The 15,891-nt window shown below is 66.6% G+C and carries 11 protein-coding genes; 4 read left to right on the top strand and 7 right to left on the bottom strand.

What is annotated here, in order from left to right; genetic code table 11:
* Positions 1–70: 70 nt before the first annotated feature.
* Entirely contained in the window at positions 71–649 is a 579-nt protein-coding gene (locus BM060_RS23985) for a TetR/AcrR family transcriptional regulator (RefSeq protein ID WP_074983689.1), read from the top strand.
* Between the two features lie 938 nt (positions 650–1,587).
* On the opposite strand, the gene BM060_RS23990 is transcribed toward BM060_RS23985, so the two are convergent.
* The 3 genes from BM060_RS23990 to BM060_RS24000 form a co-directional block, all read right to left on the bottom strand.
* The gene (locus BM060_RS23990) at positions 1,588–2,091 is read right to left on the bottom strand and encodes a DUF934 domain-containing protein (RefSeq protein ID WP_074983691.1); all 504 of its coding nucleotides are present in this window, start codon (positions 2,089–2,091) and stop codon (positions 1,588–1,590) included.
* A complete protein-coding gene (locus BM060_RS23995) occupies positions 2,075–3,733 on the bottom strand; it encodes a nitrite/sulfite reductase (protein ID WP_074983694.1) in 1,659 nt (552 codons plus the stop codon). Before BM060_RS23995 ends, BM060_RS23990 begins: the two co-directional genes overlap by 17 nt.
* Positions 3,734–3,971: 238 nt before the next feature.
* A complete protein-coding gene (locus tag BM060_RS24000; protein WP_009619242.1) occupies positions 3,972–4,466 on the bottom strand; it encodes a PaaI family thioesterase in 495 nt (164 codons plus the stop codon).
* A gap of 344 nt (positions 4,467–4,810) precedes the next feature.
* Between BM060_RS24000 and BM060_RS24005 the strand changes: the two genes are divergently transcribed.
* Positions 4,811–5,890, top strand: coding sequence for an ABC transporter substrate-binding protein (locus BM060_RS24005; protein ID WP_074983697.1), 1,080 nt, complete (start codon positions 4,811–4,813; stop codon positions 5,888–5,890).
* Here the strand turns inward: BM060_RS24005 and BM060_RS24010 are convergent.
* The 4 genes from BM060_RS24010 to metH all read right to left on the bottom strand — a co-directional run bounded on the left by BM060_RS24010 (position 5,887) and on the right by metH (position 12,087).
* Positions 5,887–6,105 carry a DUF2970 domain-containing protein gene (locus BM060_RS24010; RefSeq protein WP_009619245.1) on the bottom strand — a complete coding sequence of 73 codons (219 nt, stop codon included), beginning with the start codon at positions 6,103–6,105 and terminating at the stop codon, positions 5,887–5,889. The two genes, BM060_RS24005 and BM060_RS24010, sit on opposite strands and share 4 nt — an antisense overlap.
* Before the next feature lie 37 nt (positions 6,106–6,142).
* Complete coding sequence (locus BM060_RS24015) at positions 6,143–7,468, bottom strand: MATE family efflux transporter (RefSeq protein ID WP_074983699.1); 1,326 nt, start codon at positions 7,466–7,468, stop codon at positions 6,143–6,145.
* Between the two features lie 553 nt (positions 7,469–8,021).
* Entirely contained in the window at positions 8,022–8,372 is a 351-nt protein-coding gene (locus BM060_RS24020) for a 50S ribosome-binding protein YggL (RefSeq protein WP_074983702.1), read from the bottom strand.
* Between the two features lie 22 nt (positions 8,373–8,394).
* The gene (metH, locus tag BM060_RS24025; protein WP_074983705.1) at positions 8,395–12,087 is read right to left on the bottom strand and encodes a methionine synthase; all 3,693 of its coding nucleotides are present in this window, start codon (positions 12,085–12,087) and stop codon (positions 8,395–8,397) included.
* Between the two features lie 175 nt (positions 12,088–12,262).
* Here metH and BM060_RS24030 point away from each other — a divergent pair, with 175 nt between their 5' ends.
* A complete protein-coding gene (locus BM060_RS24030; protein ID WP_074983708.1) occupies positions 12,263–14,551 on the top strand; it encodes a fatty acid cis/trans isomerase in 2,289 nt (762 codons plus the stop codon).
* Between the two features lie 184 nt (positions 14,552–14,735).
* Positions 14,736–15,320, top strand: a complete 585-nt coding sequence (nfuA, locus tag BM060_RS24035; protein ID WP_074983710.1) for a Fe-S biogenesis protein NfuA — start codon at positions 14,736–14,738, stop codon at positions 15,318–15,320.
* The last annotated feature ends 571 nt before the right edge of the window (positions 15,321–15,891 follow it).

The following is a 15,891-nucleotide window of genomic DNA, read 5'->3' on the forward strand; positions in this document are numbered from 1 at the left end:
AGGGCAGTATACGAAGGCTAGAAATTAATTCTAGAAAAATATTCTAGAAACGATCCGTACAAGGAACCCCATGGGCCGAGCTTCCCGCAAAGACGACATCCTCCAGGCCGCGCTGGCCTGTTTCAGCGAATCCGGGGTGGACGCCACCACCATCGAGATGATCCGCGACCGCTCCGGCGCCAGCATCGGCAGCCTGTACCACCACTTCGGCAACCGCGAGCGGATCATCGGCGCGCTCTACCTGGAAGGCATCGGCCAGTACGCGGCCCTGCTCGACGCCGGGCTGCGCGAGGGCATGGGCGCCGAGGCCACGGTCAAGCTGTTCGTCACCTGCTACATCGACTGGGTGGTGGCGCACCCGGACTGGGCCCGCTTCATCCTGCACAACCGCGGCCGGGTGGAGGCGGGGGAGATGGGCGAACAACTGCGCGAAGCCAACCGCCAGCAGGGCCGGCGCATCGCCGAGTTGCTGGCGGTGCACCGCCAGGCCGGCGCCTTCCGGGAAATGCCCTTCGAGCTGTTCAACTCGGTGGTGATAGGCCCCACCCACGATTACGTGCGCAACTGGCTGGCCGGGCGGACGCGGGTGGAGCTGGCGGATTGCCGGGACCTGTTGGCGGAGATTGCCTGGGGGAGTGTGAGGGCGTAGGGCGCATAGCCGTTCGTGGTTATGCGCCGTTGGCCGTGCCACCGGGGTGGCCGGTGAGTCCAATCGCGGACAAAGTCCGCTCCTTGCGCCGAGGTGCTCTCCGTAGGATGGGTTGAGCTTGCGATACCCATGCTGCCGTGGTGATGGGTATCGCTTCGCTCAACGCCATCCTACGAAAAGCCGTGCTTCCTGGAACCGTAGGAGCGGACTCTGTCCGCGATTCGGCGGATAACGCCGACGGTCGGGGATCAAGAGCGCCCTCACCCCAGCCCTCTCCCGCAAGCGGGAGAGGGGGCCATTCGTGCCACCGGAGTGTCCGGCGGGGGCGTTGAGTCCAATCGCGGACAAAGTCCGCTCCTACGCCCGTGCTTCCCTGTAACCGTAGGAGCGGACTCTGTCCGCGATTCGGACTTCCAGAGAAACCTCCGAGCGCACCGGAACGTCCCTTCAGAAGGCCGAGCGAAACCGGCGCTCAGGAGGTCATGCGACATGGATGTCGCGAGAGCCCCGATGGGCTACAGGGACGTACGCTCGGGGGGGACGCCTAGTTCGGGCCTCCGTGGCGGGGGAGTTCGTGAGGGTAGCCCGGCTTTATCGGGCCCGTATGTTGGGGCAAGCCTTTTTGGTTCCTTTTTGCGGGGGTGGCCTTCCACTGTTTGACAAAAGGGACTCGCCCGAGGGGGCGAAACGAGAGATATCAACGCACTCGGAGCTGCGCGCTACGCCGAGCCCAACCCCAAAAGTCTCTGGGTTATTCCCCTTCGGGCCAGCGCAAGCGCTGTTCGCGATGGAGCCGCGTCCCGCGTTCGCGGGAATGACGGGGGTGGGGATCGGAGCGCGGGATAAAGGTTCGCGAGCAAGCTCGCTCCTACGAGAAGCAGGACCCCGACCCAACGAAAAAGCCCCGCCAAGGCGGGGCTTTTTCATGTCGCTACCGATCAGGCCAACTGCCGCCGCCGGAACAGCGGCTGCGGCTGGGTCACCGACGTCTGGTAGACCTCGCTGAAGTCATCCAGGCTGGCCAGCGCGTCATGCGGATCGCGGTCCGCACGAATGGCGTAGGCGTCGAAACCGCAGCTCTGCATATAGAACAGCTGGTCGCGCAGCACGTCGCCGATGGCGCGCACCTCGCCCTTGTAGCCGTAGCGCTCGCGCAGCAGGCGCGCGGTGCTGAAGCCGCGGCCGTCGGTGAAGGCCGGGAAGTTCACCGCGATCACCTGGAACCTGTCCAGGTCCCCGGCAATGGCTTCGGGCTCCTCGTCGGAGTCCAGCCACACGCCCAGGCCGCCGTCGCGGCCGCGCAGGGCCGGGCCGTGTTCCAGCCACAGGGCCAGCGGGATGATCACGTCGTCGCTGTTGGGCACGCTCTCCAGGGTGGCGTCCTTGGGCAGCAGGTGCCAGCGGTCGTCGACCACTTCGCGGTGCTTAATGATTCGCTGCATATACGCGCTCCTTGAAGGGGTCGATGCCGATGCGGCGGTAGGTATCGAGGAAGCGTTCCTCTTCGGTGCGCCGTTCGACGTAGACCTTGATCAGCTTCTCGATCACGTCGGCCATCTGGTCCTGGGCGAAGGACGGGCCGAGGATCTGCGCCAGGCTGGCTTCGCGGCCGGCGCTGCCGCCGAGGGACACCTGGTAGAACTCCTCGCCCTTCTTGTCCACCCCGAGGATGCCGATGTGGCCCACGTGGTGGTGGCCGCAGGCGTTCATGCAGCCGGAGATGTTGAGGTCGATGTCGCCGATGTCGAACAGGTAATCGAGGTCGTCGAAGCGGCGCTGGATGGCTTCGGCCACCGGGATCGACTTGGCGTTGGCCAGGGAGCAGAAGTCGCCGCCCGGGCAGCAGATGATGTCGGTCAGCAGGCCCACGTTGGGGCTGGCGAAGCCCAGCTCGCGCAGTTCGCCCCAGAGGGTGAACAGCTGCGCCTGCTCGACGTCGGCGAGGATGATGTTCTGGTTATGGCTGTTGCGCACTTCGCCGAAGCTGTAGCGGTCGGCCAGCTCGGCGATGGCGTCCAGCTGCTTGTCGGTCACGTCGCCCGGGGCGGTGCCGGTGGGCTTGAGCGACAGGGTCACGGCGACGTAGCCGGGCTTCTTGTGGGCGAAGGTGTTGCGCTCGCGCCAGCGGGCGAAGCCGGGGTGCTCGGCGTCCAGGGCGGCGAGGGCGGCGTCCTGGTCTTCCAGGGCCTTGTAGGCCGGGTCGACGAAGAACGCGGCAACGCGCTGCACTTCCGCGTCGGTCAGGGTGCTGGGGCCATCCTTGAGGTGCGCCCATTCGGCGTTGACCTTCTCGGCGAAGACTTCCGGGGTGAGCGCCTTGACCAGGATCTTGATGCGCGCCTTGAACTTGTTGTCGCGGCGGCCGTAGCGGTTGTACACGCGCAGGATGGCGTCCAGGTACGACAGCAGGTGCCGCCAGGGCAGGAATTCGTTGATGAAGCTGCCGACGATCGGGGTACGGCCCAGGCCGCCGCCGACCAGCACGCGGAAGCCCAGCTCGCCGGCCTCGTTCTTCACCGCTTCCAGGCCGATGTCGTGCACCTCGATGGCGGCGCGGTCGCTCACGGCGCCGTTGACGGCGATCTTGAACTTGCGCGGCAGGTGGGCGAATTCGGGGTGGAAGGTCGACCACTGGCGGATGATCTCGCACCAGGGGCGCGGGTCCACCAGCTCGTCGCGGGCGATGCCGGCGAACTGGTCGGTGGTGGTGTTGCGGATGCAGTTGCCGCTGGTCTGGATCGCGTGCATCTGCACGGTGGCCAGCTCGGCGAGGATGTCCGGTACATCCTCCAGCGCCGGCCAGTTGAACTGCACGTTCTGCCGGGTGCTGATGTGGGCGTAGCCCTTGTCGTAGTCGCGGGCGATCTGCGCCAGCTTGCGCAGCTGCCGGGAGGCGAGCAGGCCATAGGGTACGGCGATACGCAGCATCGGCGCATAGCGCTGGATGTACAGGCCGTTCTGCAGACGCAGCGGGCGGAATTCCTCGCCGGTCAGTTCGCCCGCCAGGTAGCGGCGGGTCTGATCGCGGAACTGCTTGACGCGATCCTCTACGATCCTCTGATCGTATTCGTCGTATACGTACATGAAAAATCCTGCTGTCAGGCTATAGCGCTCGGGCGTACTACGCTTCCGAGCGCGCACGGCAACGCGCTCCACGCGGAGTGGCGGGCAAGATACCAGTTAGGGAATATGCGTAAAAGTGAAGTTTGAGTATATGGCGAGAACTTTCTGATATAAGCGAGGAATCCGTGGGAGCCTTCTCCACCCACCGGCGCCGCGCCAGGGCTTGCGGCGCCTGGCCGCAGGCCCTCGCGGCAGGTCCTCAGCCTTCGCGGCCGTGGGCCTGGGCGCCCAGCTGAGCGGCATCGACGCGGACGAAAATGGAGTCGCCGATGGCGGTCAGCACGTCGCCGGCGTACACCTCGCAGATGATCCGGCTCTTGCGTCCCAGCTCGCCTTCCACGTGCGCGCGCAGGGTCAGCGGCACGCCCATCGGGGTGGGCTTGATGAACTTGATGCCGAGGTTGCCGGTGACGCAGTCCAGGCGCGGCAGGCTGCCCGGCTCGCGGCCTTCGGCGCGGTAGTGGTAGGCCATCGCCGTCCAGTTCGAGTGGCAGTCCACCAGCATGGCGATCAGGCCGCCGTAGACCAGTTCCGGCCAGCCGGTGTACTTGGCCTCGGGCAGGTGCTCGGCCATCACGTGGATACCGTCCTCGTGCCAGTAGCTCTTGATGTGCAGGCCGTGGGGGTTGCTGCCGCCGCAGCCGTAGCAGATGCCTTCGGGCGCGGCGCGGTCTTGCAGGGAAAGATTGTCCATGGGGAGCCTTGTTCTTGTCGCGGAAACGGCCCCAGCCTAGCCGGTTTCGCCGCCCTCATGAAGGGCCGCGCCTTGTCGCTGCCCGTGCCCTGGTCTTAACTGCTGGTGGGTCCACCGAAAACAGCAATAACAAATGGGGGAAACATGAGCGAAGAATCCCGTAACGAGAATCGCGACAGCGTGATCGACGCCCGCGCGGCCTTGATCCTCATCCTGCTGGTGGTGGCTACGGCGATATTCTGGGTGAGCCATCAATAATTTCGCTCCACCGGTCAGGGGTGGGCGAACACAATGAAGGCAAATGGCTATACTTCGCCGGCTTCCGGTCGGTGGGGTGTGGGTTCTTGAGTCTTCTGTGCAGGTCCTGGTTGCTGGTCGTCGGTCTGTCGCTGTCGTTGGGCTGCCAGGCGGCGTCGGTGGTGTTCCTCAACCCGGGGCGGTCCAACGAGCCCTATTGGCTCAGCTATAGCCGCTTCATGCAGGCCGCCGCCGGCGACCTGGGCATGCCGCTGCGCGTGCTCTACGCCGAGCGCGACCCGCAACGCTCCCTGCAGCAGGCGCGCGAGCTTTTGCGCGACGGCCAGCTGCCCGACTACCTGGTGTTCACCAACGAGGGCTACATCGGCCCGGAACTGCTGCGCCTGTTCGCCGATACCCCGGTGCGCCTGTTCGCCGTGAACAACATGCTGACCACCGACCAGCAGCGCATCGTCGGCGGCAGCCGCGAGCGCTACCGCAACTGGATCGGCAGCCTGGTGGCCAACGAGGAGGAGGCGGGCTACCTGATGGCCCACCGCCTGCTCAAGGCCGGCGCGGCGGCGGGGCAGGGACTGGACCTGCTGGCCTTCTCCGGGCTGGCCCAGGCGCCGGTGGCGCAGCTGCGCGAGCAGGGCATGCGCCGGGCCCTGGCCGACTTCCCGCGGGCCCGTCTGCTGCAGGTGGTCTATGGCGGCTGGGACCGCCAGCGCGCCTATGAGCAGGCGCAGCAACTGCTGCGGCGCTATCCGCAGGTGCGGCTGGTGTGGTCGGCCAACGACGAGATGGCCTTCGGCGCGATGAAGGCGGCCAGCGAGGCGGGGCGCGTGCCGGGCCGCGACATGCTGTTCAGCGGCCTGAACAATTCCTCGGAGATGCTCGACGCGGTGATCGACGGCCGCATCAGCGTGGCCATGAGCGGCCACTTCACCCTCGGCGGCTGGGCTATGGTGTTGCTGCACGACTACGACGCCGGCGTGGACTTCGCCGCCCATGGCGGCAAGGACCGCCAGTTGCCGGTGTTCATCCTGCTGGACAAGCGCCGCGCGCAGAAGCTGCGCGCCAACCTGGAGCGCCCCGGCTACGGCCTGGACTTCCGCGACTTCAGCCTGGCCCTGCACCCGAAGCAGAAGGCCTACCGCTTCTCCCTGCAGCCGCTGCTGGACTAGACGCCGGCCAAGTGCAGCACCAGGCGCACCAGGGCATAGAGCAACAGGACGAAGACCAGGGTGAAGCCCACGCCGAGAACGATGAAGTGGCTGGGCTTGCCGTGGGTGAAGTCGCGGGCACGGTTCTTCCCGCTCTGCACGCCGAAGGCGGCGGCCAGCACGCTTTGCAGCATCTGCCAGAAGCTCGGCGGGCGGTTCTGCGGATCGTCGTTCATGAAAGCCTCCTTTGCTGTGGGACAAGCATAGCCGGCCTCAGAGTTCTATCTGCGTCCACTGGCGCTTCTGCCACATCACCGCGAAGATTGCCGAGGCCAGGCCGCGCTGGATGATCTGCATGCTCCAGATCGCCAGCAGGCCGCCGCCCAGCACCGGGCCGACCAGGTAGGCCAGGGGCAGGAAGAACAGCCACTGGTTGCCCAGGCTGACGGCCATCACCGTGCGCGTGGCGCCGGCGCCGAGCAGCGCCTGGGTCAGCACCAGGGCGGTGGCGTCGATGACCATGCCCAGGCCGGTGAACATCAGCGGCACGCGGCCCAGCTCGATCAGCGCCGGGTCGCTGACGAACAGCCGCAGGATCGCCTCGGGGAACATCCAGAACGGCGTGCCCAGCAGCGCCAGGCCGCAGGCGGCGACCTTGACCACGTCCCAGCCCCAGCGGTGGGCGCTGTCGAAGTCGCGCTCGCCCATGCACTGGCTGACCAGGGTGGTGGCGGCCATGCCCAGGCCGATGCCGGGCAGGATCAGGAACAGCGCCAGGTTGATCAGCACGTGGGCCACCGCCAACTCGCGGGTGCCGACCTGGGCGATGATCCAGAACAGCAGGGTGATGCCGGCGGCGAAGAAGAACTGCTGCAGCGAGTTGGGCAGCGACAGGCGCAGCATCACGCGGATTTCCCGCTCGCTCGGGCGGCGCGCGAGGAAGCCGTGCCGGCGGGCGTCGCGCCAGGTGATCCAGGCGTAGATCGCCGAGCCCAGGTACAGCGCCAGGGTGGTGCCCAGGCCGCTGCCCACCGCGCCCATGCGCGGCAGGCCGAACAGGCCGTGGATCAGGCTGTAGCTGATGGCGGCGTTGGCCAGGTGCATGACCACCAGGGTGCGCATGTAGGTGCCCGAGCGCCGGGTGCCGTTCCAGTAGCCGCGGAAGGAGAAGTTCAGGCCCACGGCCAGCACCGAGAGCGTGCGCCACTCGAAGTAGGGCACGCCGATGGCCAGCACCTCGGGGTCGGGCGACAGCAGGCTGACGATGGGTCTGGCGAACAGCAGGCAGGCCAGGCTGATCGGCAGGGCCAGGCCCAGGGCCACCAGCAGCCCGCAGTTCAGCGGCGCGGCCAGGTCGCCGTCGCGGCCCTGGCCGCGGCGCCGCGCCACCAGCGCCTGGACGCCGGCGCCCAGGCCCATGACCAGGGAAATGGCGACGAAGTTGGCGTAGCTGCCGATGCCCACACCGGCCAGGGACTTTTCCCCGAGGTGGCCGACCATGGCGGCATCCACCAGGTTGAGCAGGCTCTGGCTGAGCATGCCGCCGATGATCGGCAGCCCCAGGCAGAGGATATTGCGAAGGCGCTCGCGCTCTAGCATGGCGTCCCCGAACTGCAGGTGATCCGGCGATTGTTGGTCGAGGGCGGCGGCGTGCCGGTGACCGCGCCCCTCACGGCAAAGCCTAGCGTAACGGGCGCGGCGATGCCCGTGCGGTCGTCGGTTGCGGTGATTTGTAGGAGCGGGCCCTGCCCGCGAAATCGCGCGCAGGGCCCGCTCCTACAGGAGATCGGCGTGGGTGGGGCAGCGTAGGAGCGGATCTCATCCGCGAATCGCGCCGGGATGTCCGGCTATCGCGGACAAGGTCCGCTCCTACGGGGAGGCGCCATGCCTTACGGCGAACTGTAGGAGCGGGCCCTGCCCGCGATTTCGCGCGCAGGGCGCGCTCCTACATGGATACGGCGTGGGTGGGGCGGCGTAGGAGCGGATCTCATCCGCGAATCGCGCCGGTGGTTCCGGCTATCGCGGACAAGGTCCGCTCCGGGGAGGCGCCATGCCTTACGGCGAACTGTAGGAGCGGGCCCTGCCCGCGAATCGCGTGCAGGGGAATGGCGTGGGTGGGGCAGCGTAGGAGCGGACTCCGTCCGCGATTCCGTCAGTCGAGCAACCCGTGCCAGCAGTCGCTCAGCTCGCCGAGCTCGGAGGAGGTGCACCAGGCCTGGCTCTGCAGCCACTGGCGGACGGTTTCGCGGTCGGCTTCATCGAGGCTGCCGACGGCATTCAGGCACAGGTAGCCGGTGAACTCGCCGTCCTCGGTGGCGCCGCCGACGAACAGCCAGCCCTGGGATTCGACGAAGGCGATCCACTGGTCGAGCACTTCGTCCAGGTCGCCGCTGTAGTTCACTTCCAGGCTGAAGCCCAGTTCCTTGAACTCGGCCAGGCGCAGTTTCTTGCGCAGGCGGCGCTTGCGCGGTTTTTCCATCTGTTCGGGGGAGAGGTATTTCATTTTTTCGCTCCTGGAAGGCGGATCAGGCGTCGTAGCCCAGGTTCGGCGACAGCCAGCGTTCGCTGACCGCCACGTCCTGGCCCTTGCGGGCGCTGTAGGCGTCGATCTGGTCCTTGTCGACCTTGCCCACGGCGAAGTACTGCGCCTGCGGATGCGCGAAGTACCAGCCGCTGACCGCGGCCGCCGGGAACATGGCGTAGTGTTCGGTGAGGGTGACGCCGGACAGGCCCTTGGGGTCCAGCAGCTGGAACAGGGTGCCTTTCTCGGTGTGGTCCGGGCAGGCCGGGTAGCCGGGGGCCGGGCGGATGCCGACGTACTGCTCGCGGATCAGCGCGTCGTTGTCCAGGTGTTCTTCGGGCTGGTAGCCCCAGTATTCCTTGCGCACGCGCTCGTGCAGCCATTCGGCGCAGGCCTCGGCGAGGCGGTCGGCCAGGGCCTTGACCATGATCGCGTTGTAGTCGTCGCCCTGGGCCTCGTAGGCCTTGGCCACTTCCTCGGCGCCGATGCCGGCGGTGGTGATGAAGCCGCCGACGTAGTCCTTGATGCCGCTGTCCCTGGGCGCGACGAAGTCGGCCAGGCTGAAGTTCGGCTTGCCGTCGGGCTTGATGGTCTGCTGGCGCAGGTGGTGCAGGGTGGCCAGCTTGTGGCCGTCCTCGGCGTACACCTCCAGGTCGTCGTGGTTGACCTGGTTGGCTGGCCAGAAGCCGAACACGGCGCGGGCCTTGATCAGCTTGCCGTCGATCAGCTTGCGCAGGATGTCCTGGGCGTCGTTGAACAGGCTGGTGGCGGCTTCGCCGACCACCTCGTCGCTGAGGATGCGCGGGTACTTGCCGGCCAGGTTCCAGGAGACGAAGAAGGGCGTCCAGTCGATGTACTCGGCCAGCACGTTCAGGTCGATGTCCTCCAGCACCTTCACGCCGGTGAAGGAGGGCACCGGCGGCTGATAGCCGGCCCAGTCGAACTGCGGCTTGGCGGCGATGGCCGCCGCGTAGCTCAGGCGCTCGGTGCGGGCGCTGCGGTTGGCGGTGCGCTCGCGGACCTCGGCGTACTCCTCGCGCAGCTTGCGCGCGTAGTCGGGCTTCATTTCCTTCGACAGCAGGGTGGTGGCCACGCCCACCGCGCGCGAGGCGTCGGTGACGTAGACCACCGCGTCGTTGCTGTACTGCGGGTCGATCTTCACCGCGGTGTGCGCCTTGGAGGTGGTGGCGCCGCCGATCATCAGCGGCAGGCTGAAGTTCTGCCGTTGCATTTCCTTGGCGACGTGGACCATCTCGTCCAGCGACGGGGTGATCAGCCCGGACAGGCCGATGATGTCGCACTTCTCGGCGATGGCGGTCTGCAGGATCTTCTCCGCCGGCACCATCACGCCGAGGTCGACGATGTCGTAGCCGTTGCAGCCCAGCACCACGCCGACGATGTTCTTGCCGATGTCGTGCACGTCGCCCTTCACTGTGGCCATGAGGATCTTGCCCTTGGCCTCGGGCTTGTCGCCTTTCTCCGCCTCGATGAAGGGGATCAGGTGGGCCACCGCCTGCTTCATCACCCGGGCGGATTTCACCACCTGCGGGAGGAACATCTTGCCCGAGCCGAACAGGTCGCCGACCACGTTCATGCCGCTCATCAGCGGGCCCTCGATGACCTCGATGGGGCGCGCGCACTGTTGCCGGCACTCTTCGGTGTCTTCGACGATGAACGCGGTGATGCCCTTGACCAGCGCGTGTTCCAGGCGCTTGTCCACCGGCAGCGCGCGCCATTCCTCGTCCTCGACTTCCTTGGCGGCGCCGTCGCCCTTGTACTTGTCGGCGATCGCCAGCAGGGCCTCGGTGCCTTCCGGGGTGCGGTTGAGGATCACGTCCTCCACCGCGTCACGCAGCTCCTTCGGGATCTCGTCGTAGATCTCCAGCTGGCCGGCGTTGACGATGCCCATGGTCAGGCCGTTCTTGATGGCGTAGTAGAGGAACACCGAGTGGATGGCCTCGCGCACCGGGTTGTTGCCGCGGAACGAGAAGGACACGTTGGACACCCCGCCCGAGCTCAGCGCGTAGGGCAGGTTGTCGCGGATGTAGGCGCAGGCGTTGATGAAGTCGACCGCGTAGTTGTTGTGCTCCTCGATGCCGGTGGCCACGGCGAAGATGTTGGCGTCGAAGATGATGTCTTCCGGCGGGAAGCCCACTTCGTTGACCAGGATGTCGTAGCTGCGCTGGCAGATTTCTTCCTTGCGCGCCTGGGTGTCGGCCTGGCCGGCCTCGTCGAAGGCCATCACCACCACCGCCGCGCCGTAGCGCTTGCACAGCCGGGCGTGGTGCTTGAACTGCTCGACGCCTTCCTTCATGGAGATGGAGTTGACGATGCCCTTGCCCTGGATGCACTTGAGGCCCGCCTCGATCACTTCCCACTTGGAGGAGTCGATCATGATCGGCACGCGGGAGATGTCCGGCTCGCCGGCGATGAGGTTGAGGAACTTCACCATCGCCGCCTTGGAGTCGAGCATGCCCTCGTCCATGTTGATGTCGATCACCTGGGCGCCGGCTTCCACCTGCTGCAGGGCGACTTCCAGGGCCTCGGTGTAGTTCTCCTCGCGGATCAGCCGGGCGAACTTGGCCGAACCGGTGATGTTGGTGCGCTCGCCGACGTTCACGAACAGCGAGCTGCGGTCGATGGTGAACGGCTCAAGACCGGACAGGCGGCAGGCCCTGGGGATTTCCGGGATCACCCGCGGCGGGTACTTGGCCACCGCCTCGGCGATGGCCTGGATGTGCGCCGGGGTGGTGCCGCAGCAGCCGCCGATGATGTTGAGGAAGCCGCTGGCGGCAAACTCCTCGACCACCACGGCCATTTCCGCCGGGGTCTCGTCGTATTCGCCGAAGGCGTTCGGCAGGCCGGCGTTGGGGTGCGCGGAGACGTGGGTCCCGGCCTTGTTCGCCAGTTCCTCGAGGTAGGGGCGCAGGTCCTTGGCGCCGAGGGCGCAGTTCAGGCCCACGGAAATCGGCTCGGCGTGGCGCACCGAGTTCCAGAAGGCCTCGGTGGTCTGCCCCGACAGGGTGCGGCCGGAGGCGTCGGTGATGGTGCCGGAGATCATGATCGGCAGCTCGAAGCCGAGCTCGTCGTAGACGCCCTGCACGGCGAAGATCGCCGCCTTGGCGTTCAAGGTGTCGAAGATGGTCTCGATCAGGATCAGGTCGGCGCCGCCCTCGATCAGGCCGCGGGTGGCCTCGGTGTAGTTCTCCACCAGCTCGTCGAAGGTGACGTTGCGGTAGCCGGGGTCGTTGACGTCCGGGGAGATCGAACAGGTGCGGCTGGTCGGGCCCAGCACGCCGGCGACGAAGCGCGGCCGGTCGGGGGTCTCGGCGGTCTTGGCGTCGGCCACTTCGCGGGCCAGGCGCGCGCCCTCGACGTTCAGCTCGTAGACCAGTTCTTCCATGCCGTAGTCGGCCTGGGACACCTGGGTGGCGTTGAAGGTGTTGGTCTCGAGGATGTCGGCGCCGGCGTCCAGGTAGGCTTTCTCGATGGCCTGGATGACGTCCGGGCGGCTGAGCAGCAGCAGGTCGTTGTTGCCCTTCACGTCGCTCGGCCAGTCGGCGAAGCGCTCGCCGCGGTAGTCCTCTTCCTGCAGCTTGTAGCTCTGGATCATGGTGCCCATGCCGCCGTCGAGGATCAGGATGCGCTCCTTCAGGGCTTTCTGCAGGGCTTGCTGGCGGGCGGCACGATCGGACATGGGAACTACCTGGAAACGGCTGTGGCAAAGGGTCGCTGATGATAGCAAACCTGCAGGGGATTTGAGCTGACCGGGCTTTTACATGAGCGCAGTTCATGTTGTACCGGCCATCGGTTGGCCGCAAAAGCCCGCGGAGCCGCTAGAATCCGCCTATTCACGAGGTAGGGAGTTACCGATGTCCTTGCGCGCATCCTTTGCGTTGACCATTGCGTTCATGCTGCTTTCAGCCGTTGCCCAGGCAGCCGGCATTTCCTACAGCAAGGACATACAGCCGATCTTCACCGACAAGTGCGTGGCCTGCCACGCCTGCTACGACTCGCCGTGCCAGCTCAACCTGAGCGCCGCCGAGGGCGCCCAGCGCGGCGCCAACAAGCTGCCGGTGTACGACGGCACCCGCACCAAGGCCCAGGAAACCACGCGCCTGTTCCTCGATGCCCACGGCGCCGACGCCTGGCGGCGCAAGGACTTCTGGTCAGTGCTGGACGCCCGCGGCGGCCAGGCGGCGCTGATGCAGCGCATGCTCGACCTCGGCCAGGCCCACCCGCTGGTGCCCAACGCGAAGATCCCCGAGGGCCTGGACCTGTCGATCAACCGCAGCAACCAGTGCCCGACGCCGGACAGCATCGACGAGTTCGTGCAGAAGAACCCGCGCAGCGGCATGCCCTTCGCCGTCACCGGCCTCAGCGCCCAGCAGTACGCCACCCTGAAGCGATGGCTGGCCGAGGGCGCGCCGGTGGACGAGCAGGCCTGGCAGCCCGGCGCCGGCGAGGCGCGGCAGATCGCCGAATGGGAGCGCTTCCTGAACCAGCCCGGCGCCCGCGAGAGCCTGGTTTCGCGCTGGCTCTACGAGCACCTGTTCCTCGCCCACCTGTATTTCGAAGAGCAGGGCGCGCCGGGGCACTTCTTCCAACTGGTGCGCTCGCGCACGCCCAGCGGCCAGCCCATCGACCCCATCGCCACGCGGCGGCCCAACGACGACCCCGGGGCGGCCTTCTACTACCGCCTGTGGCCGATCCAGGGCGTGATCGTGCACAAGACGCACATCACCTACCCGCTGAGCCCGGCCAAGCTGGCGCATACCCGCGAGCTGTTCTTCGCCGACGCCTGGGCGGCCGACAAGGTGCCCGGCTACGGCCTGCAGCACCGCGCCAACCCCTTCGAGACCTTCGCCGCTATCCCGGCGCGGGCGCGCTACCAGTTCATGCTGGACAACGCCGAGTACTTCGTCCGCACCTTCATCCGCGGCCCGGTGTGCCGCGGGCAGATCGCCACCGACGTGATCCGCGACAACTTCTGGGCGATCTTCCAGGATCCGGCCCACGACCTCTACGTCACCGACCCGGCGTACCGGGCCAAGGCCACGCCGCTGCTGGGCCTGCCCGGGCAGATCGACGACATGGGCCAGATGCTCCAGCAATGGACCAGCTACCGCGACAAGCGCAACGAATACGAGGCGCTGCGCCTGGACGCCTACGAAGAGGCCGCGGCGCCGACCTGGGCGGACATCTGGCGCGGCAACGACAACGCGCTGCTGTCGATCTTCCGCCAGTACGACAGCGCCTCGGTGCGCAAGGGCCTGATCGGCGGCGTCCCGCAGACGCTGTGGTGGATGGACTACCCGCTGCTGGAGCGCACCTACTACCAGTTGGTGGTCAACTTCGACGTCTACGGCAACGTCTCGCACCAGGCGCAGACGCGCCTGTACTTCGACCTGATCCGCAATGGCGCCGAGCAGAACTTCCTGCGCCTGATGCCGGTGGCCGCGCGCAAGCACCTGCTCGACGACTGGTACCAGAACAGCGGCCGGCTGAAGATGTGGCTGGACTACCAGAACCTCGACAACGACGCGCCCACCGGCCTGGACCTGCCGGAGAAGGGCGCCAAGAACGCCTTCGCCGTGCAGTTGCTGAGCCGCTACGCCAGCCTCGATGCGCGGCCCGACCCGATCAACCTGTGCCAGGACGGCGGCTGCTACCGGCGCAGCGTCCCGCGCCCGCTGCAGGACGCCGAGCAGGCCTTCAGCCGCCTGGTCAGCCGCCCGGCGGCGGGGCTGAAGGTGATCGAGCAATTCCCCGAGGCGACCATCCTGCGCGTCGAGCTGCCCGGCGGGAAACGCGAGATCTACACGGCGCTGCGTAACCGCGCGCACAGCAACGTCGCCTTCATGCTCGGCGAGTCGCTGCGCTACCAGCCGGGGCTGGACACCCTGACCATCTACCCGGGCGTGCTCTCCAGCTACCCGAACTTCATGTTCGACCTCAAGGCGGAGGAGGCCGGCGACTTCGTCTCGGCGCTGGAGCGCGTGCAGAGCCAGGAAGACTTCGACAAGGTGGTGGAACGCTGGGGTATCCGCCGCAGTAACCCGCAGTTCTGGCGCTACTTCCACGACCTCGACGCCTACCTGCGCGAGACCGAGCCGGTGGAGGCGGGCATCCTCGACATGAACCGCTACGAGAACCTCTGACGGCTGACCCTGTGGGAGCGAGCTTGCTCGCGAACCCAAGCCCGCAGCGGGGCTGTTCGCGAGCAAGCTCGCTCCTACAGGGAGGGGCATCCGGCCAACTGCGAATTATTCCTACTAAATTGGTAGGGCTTTATCCGGGGCGGGCGAATGGCGTAAACTGCCTCCACGTTTGCGAGGAGTTGCCATGAGCGCCATCACCATTACCGAAGCTGCCCAGGATTACCTGGCCGAACTGCTGGTCAAGCAGGACACCCCCGGGATCGGCATTCGCATCTTCATCACCCAGCCGGGCACCCAGTACGCGGAAACCTGCATCGCCTACTGCAAGCCGGGCGAGCAGAAGCCGGAAGACACCCCGATCGGCCTGAAGGACTTCACCGCCTGGGTCGACGGCATCAGCGAGCCCTTCCTGGAAGACGCCGTCGTCGACTACGCCACCGACCGCATGGGCGGCCAGCTGACCATCAAGGCGCCGAACGCCAAGGTGCCGATGGTCAACGAGGACAGCCCGATCACCGAACGCATCAACTACTACCTGCAGACCGAGATCAACCCCGGCCTGGCCAGCCATGGCGGCCAGGTGAGCCTGGTCGACGTGGTCGAGGACAACATCGCCGTGCTGCGCTTCGGCGGCGGCTGCCAGGGCTGCGGCATGGTCGACATGACCCTCAAGGACGGCGTCGAGAAGACCCTGATCGAACGCATCCCGGAACTGAAGGGCGTGCGCGACGTCACCGACCACAGCAACAAGGAAAACGCCTACTACTGAGTGGTGGGTGTTTCGGCAAAACAGCCGCCCTTCGGGGCGGCTTTTTTGTGCGCGTGGTTCCGCGAATCGCGCCGGAATGGCCGGCTATCGCGGACAAGGTCCGCTCCTACGGGGGAGAAATACCGTGCCCCCGGCGACCTGTAGGAGCGGGCCCTGCCCGCGATTCGCGCGCAGGGCGCGCTCCTACAAGGGAATGGTGCGGGTGGGGCGGCGTAGGAGCGGATCTCATCCGCGAATCGCGCCGGGATGTCCGGCCATCGCGGACAAGGTCCGCTCCTTGTATGTCGACGACCCGCCATAACGGCGGGTAGTCTCCGGCTGATCACCGGAAGGAAGACCAGGAAGACGTGTCCGCTCCTAGGCTACGAGCCTGCACTGTAGATAGTCTCCTGCCTTCCCAATCCACTCGTGAGTCCGAACGGTATCTGGAGCCCCACCCGGTGGTAGCTCGCATAGGCAAGGTTGGATGGAGTGGAGTGCTGATGATGTAAAGCTGTAAGAGGTAGCAGGAGTTATGGCCATCGTAGTGGGCGTGGATATCGCCAAGAAAACTTTCGACATTGCGGTTCTG

Origin of the sequence: Pseudomonas citronellolis (assembly GCF_900112375.1) — a bacterium.
Classification (GTDB): domain Bacteria; phylum Pseudomonadota; class Gammaproteobacteria; order Pseudomonadales; family Pseudomonadaceae; genus Pseudomonas; species Pseudomonas citronellolis.

What these genes read in the sequence shown, in the direction of transcription:
- nfuA (WP_074983710.1), top strand. Translation starts at nt 14,736, where the DNA reads ATGAGCGCCATCACCATTACCGAAGCTGCCCAGGATTACCTGGCCGAA.
- BM060_RS23995 (WP_074983694.1), bottom strand. Translation starts at nt 3,733, where the DNA reads ATGTACGTATACGACGAATACGATCAGAGGATCGTAGAGGATCGCGTC.
- BM060_RS24015 (WP_074983699.1), bottom strand. Translation starts at nt 7,468, where the DNA reads ATGCTAGAGCGCGAGCGCCTTCGCAATATCCTCTGCCTGGGGCTGCCG.
- BM060_RS23985 (WP_074983689.1), top strand. Translation starts at nt 71, where the DNA reads ATGGGCCGAGCTTCCCGCAAAGACGACATCCTCCAGGCCGCGCTGGCC.
- BM060_RS23990 (WP_074983691.1), bottom strand. Translation starts at nt 2,091, where the DNA reads ATGCAGCGAATCATTAAGCACCGCGAAGTGGTCGACGACCGCTGGCAC.
- BM060_RS24030 (WP_074983708.1), top strand. Translation starts at nt 12,263, where the DNA reads ATGTCCTTGCGCGCATCCTTTGCGTTGACCATTGCGTTCATGCTGCTT.
- metH (WP_074983705.1), bottom strand. Translation starts at nt 12,087, where the DNA reads ATGTCCGATCGTGCCGCCCGCCAGCAAGCCCTGCAGAAAGCCCTGAAG.
- BM060_RS24000 (WP_009619242.1), bottom strand. Translation starts at nt 4,466, where the DNA reads ATGGACAATCTTTCCCTGCAAGACCGCGCCGCGCCCGAAGGCATCTGC.
- BM060_RS24010 (WP_009619245.1), bottom strand. Translation starts at nt 6,105, where the DNA reads ATGAACGACGATCCGCAGAACCGCCCGCCGAGCTTCTGGCAGATGCTG.
- BM060_RS24020 (WP_074983702.1), bottom strand. Translation starts at nt 8,372, where the DNA reads ATGAAATACCTCTCCCCCGAACAGATGGAAAAACCGCGCAAGCGCCGC.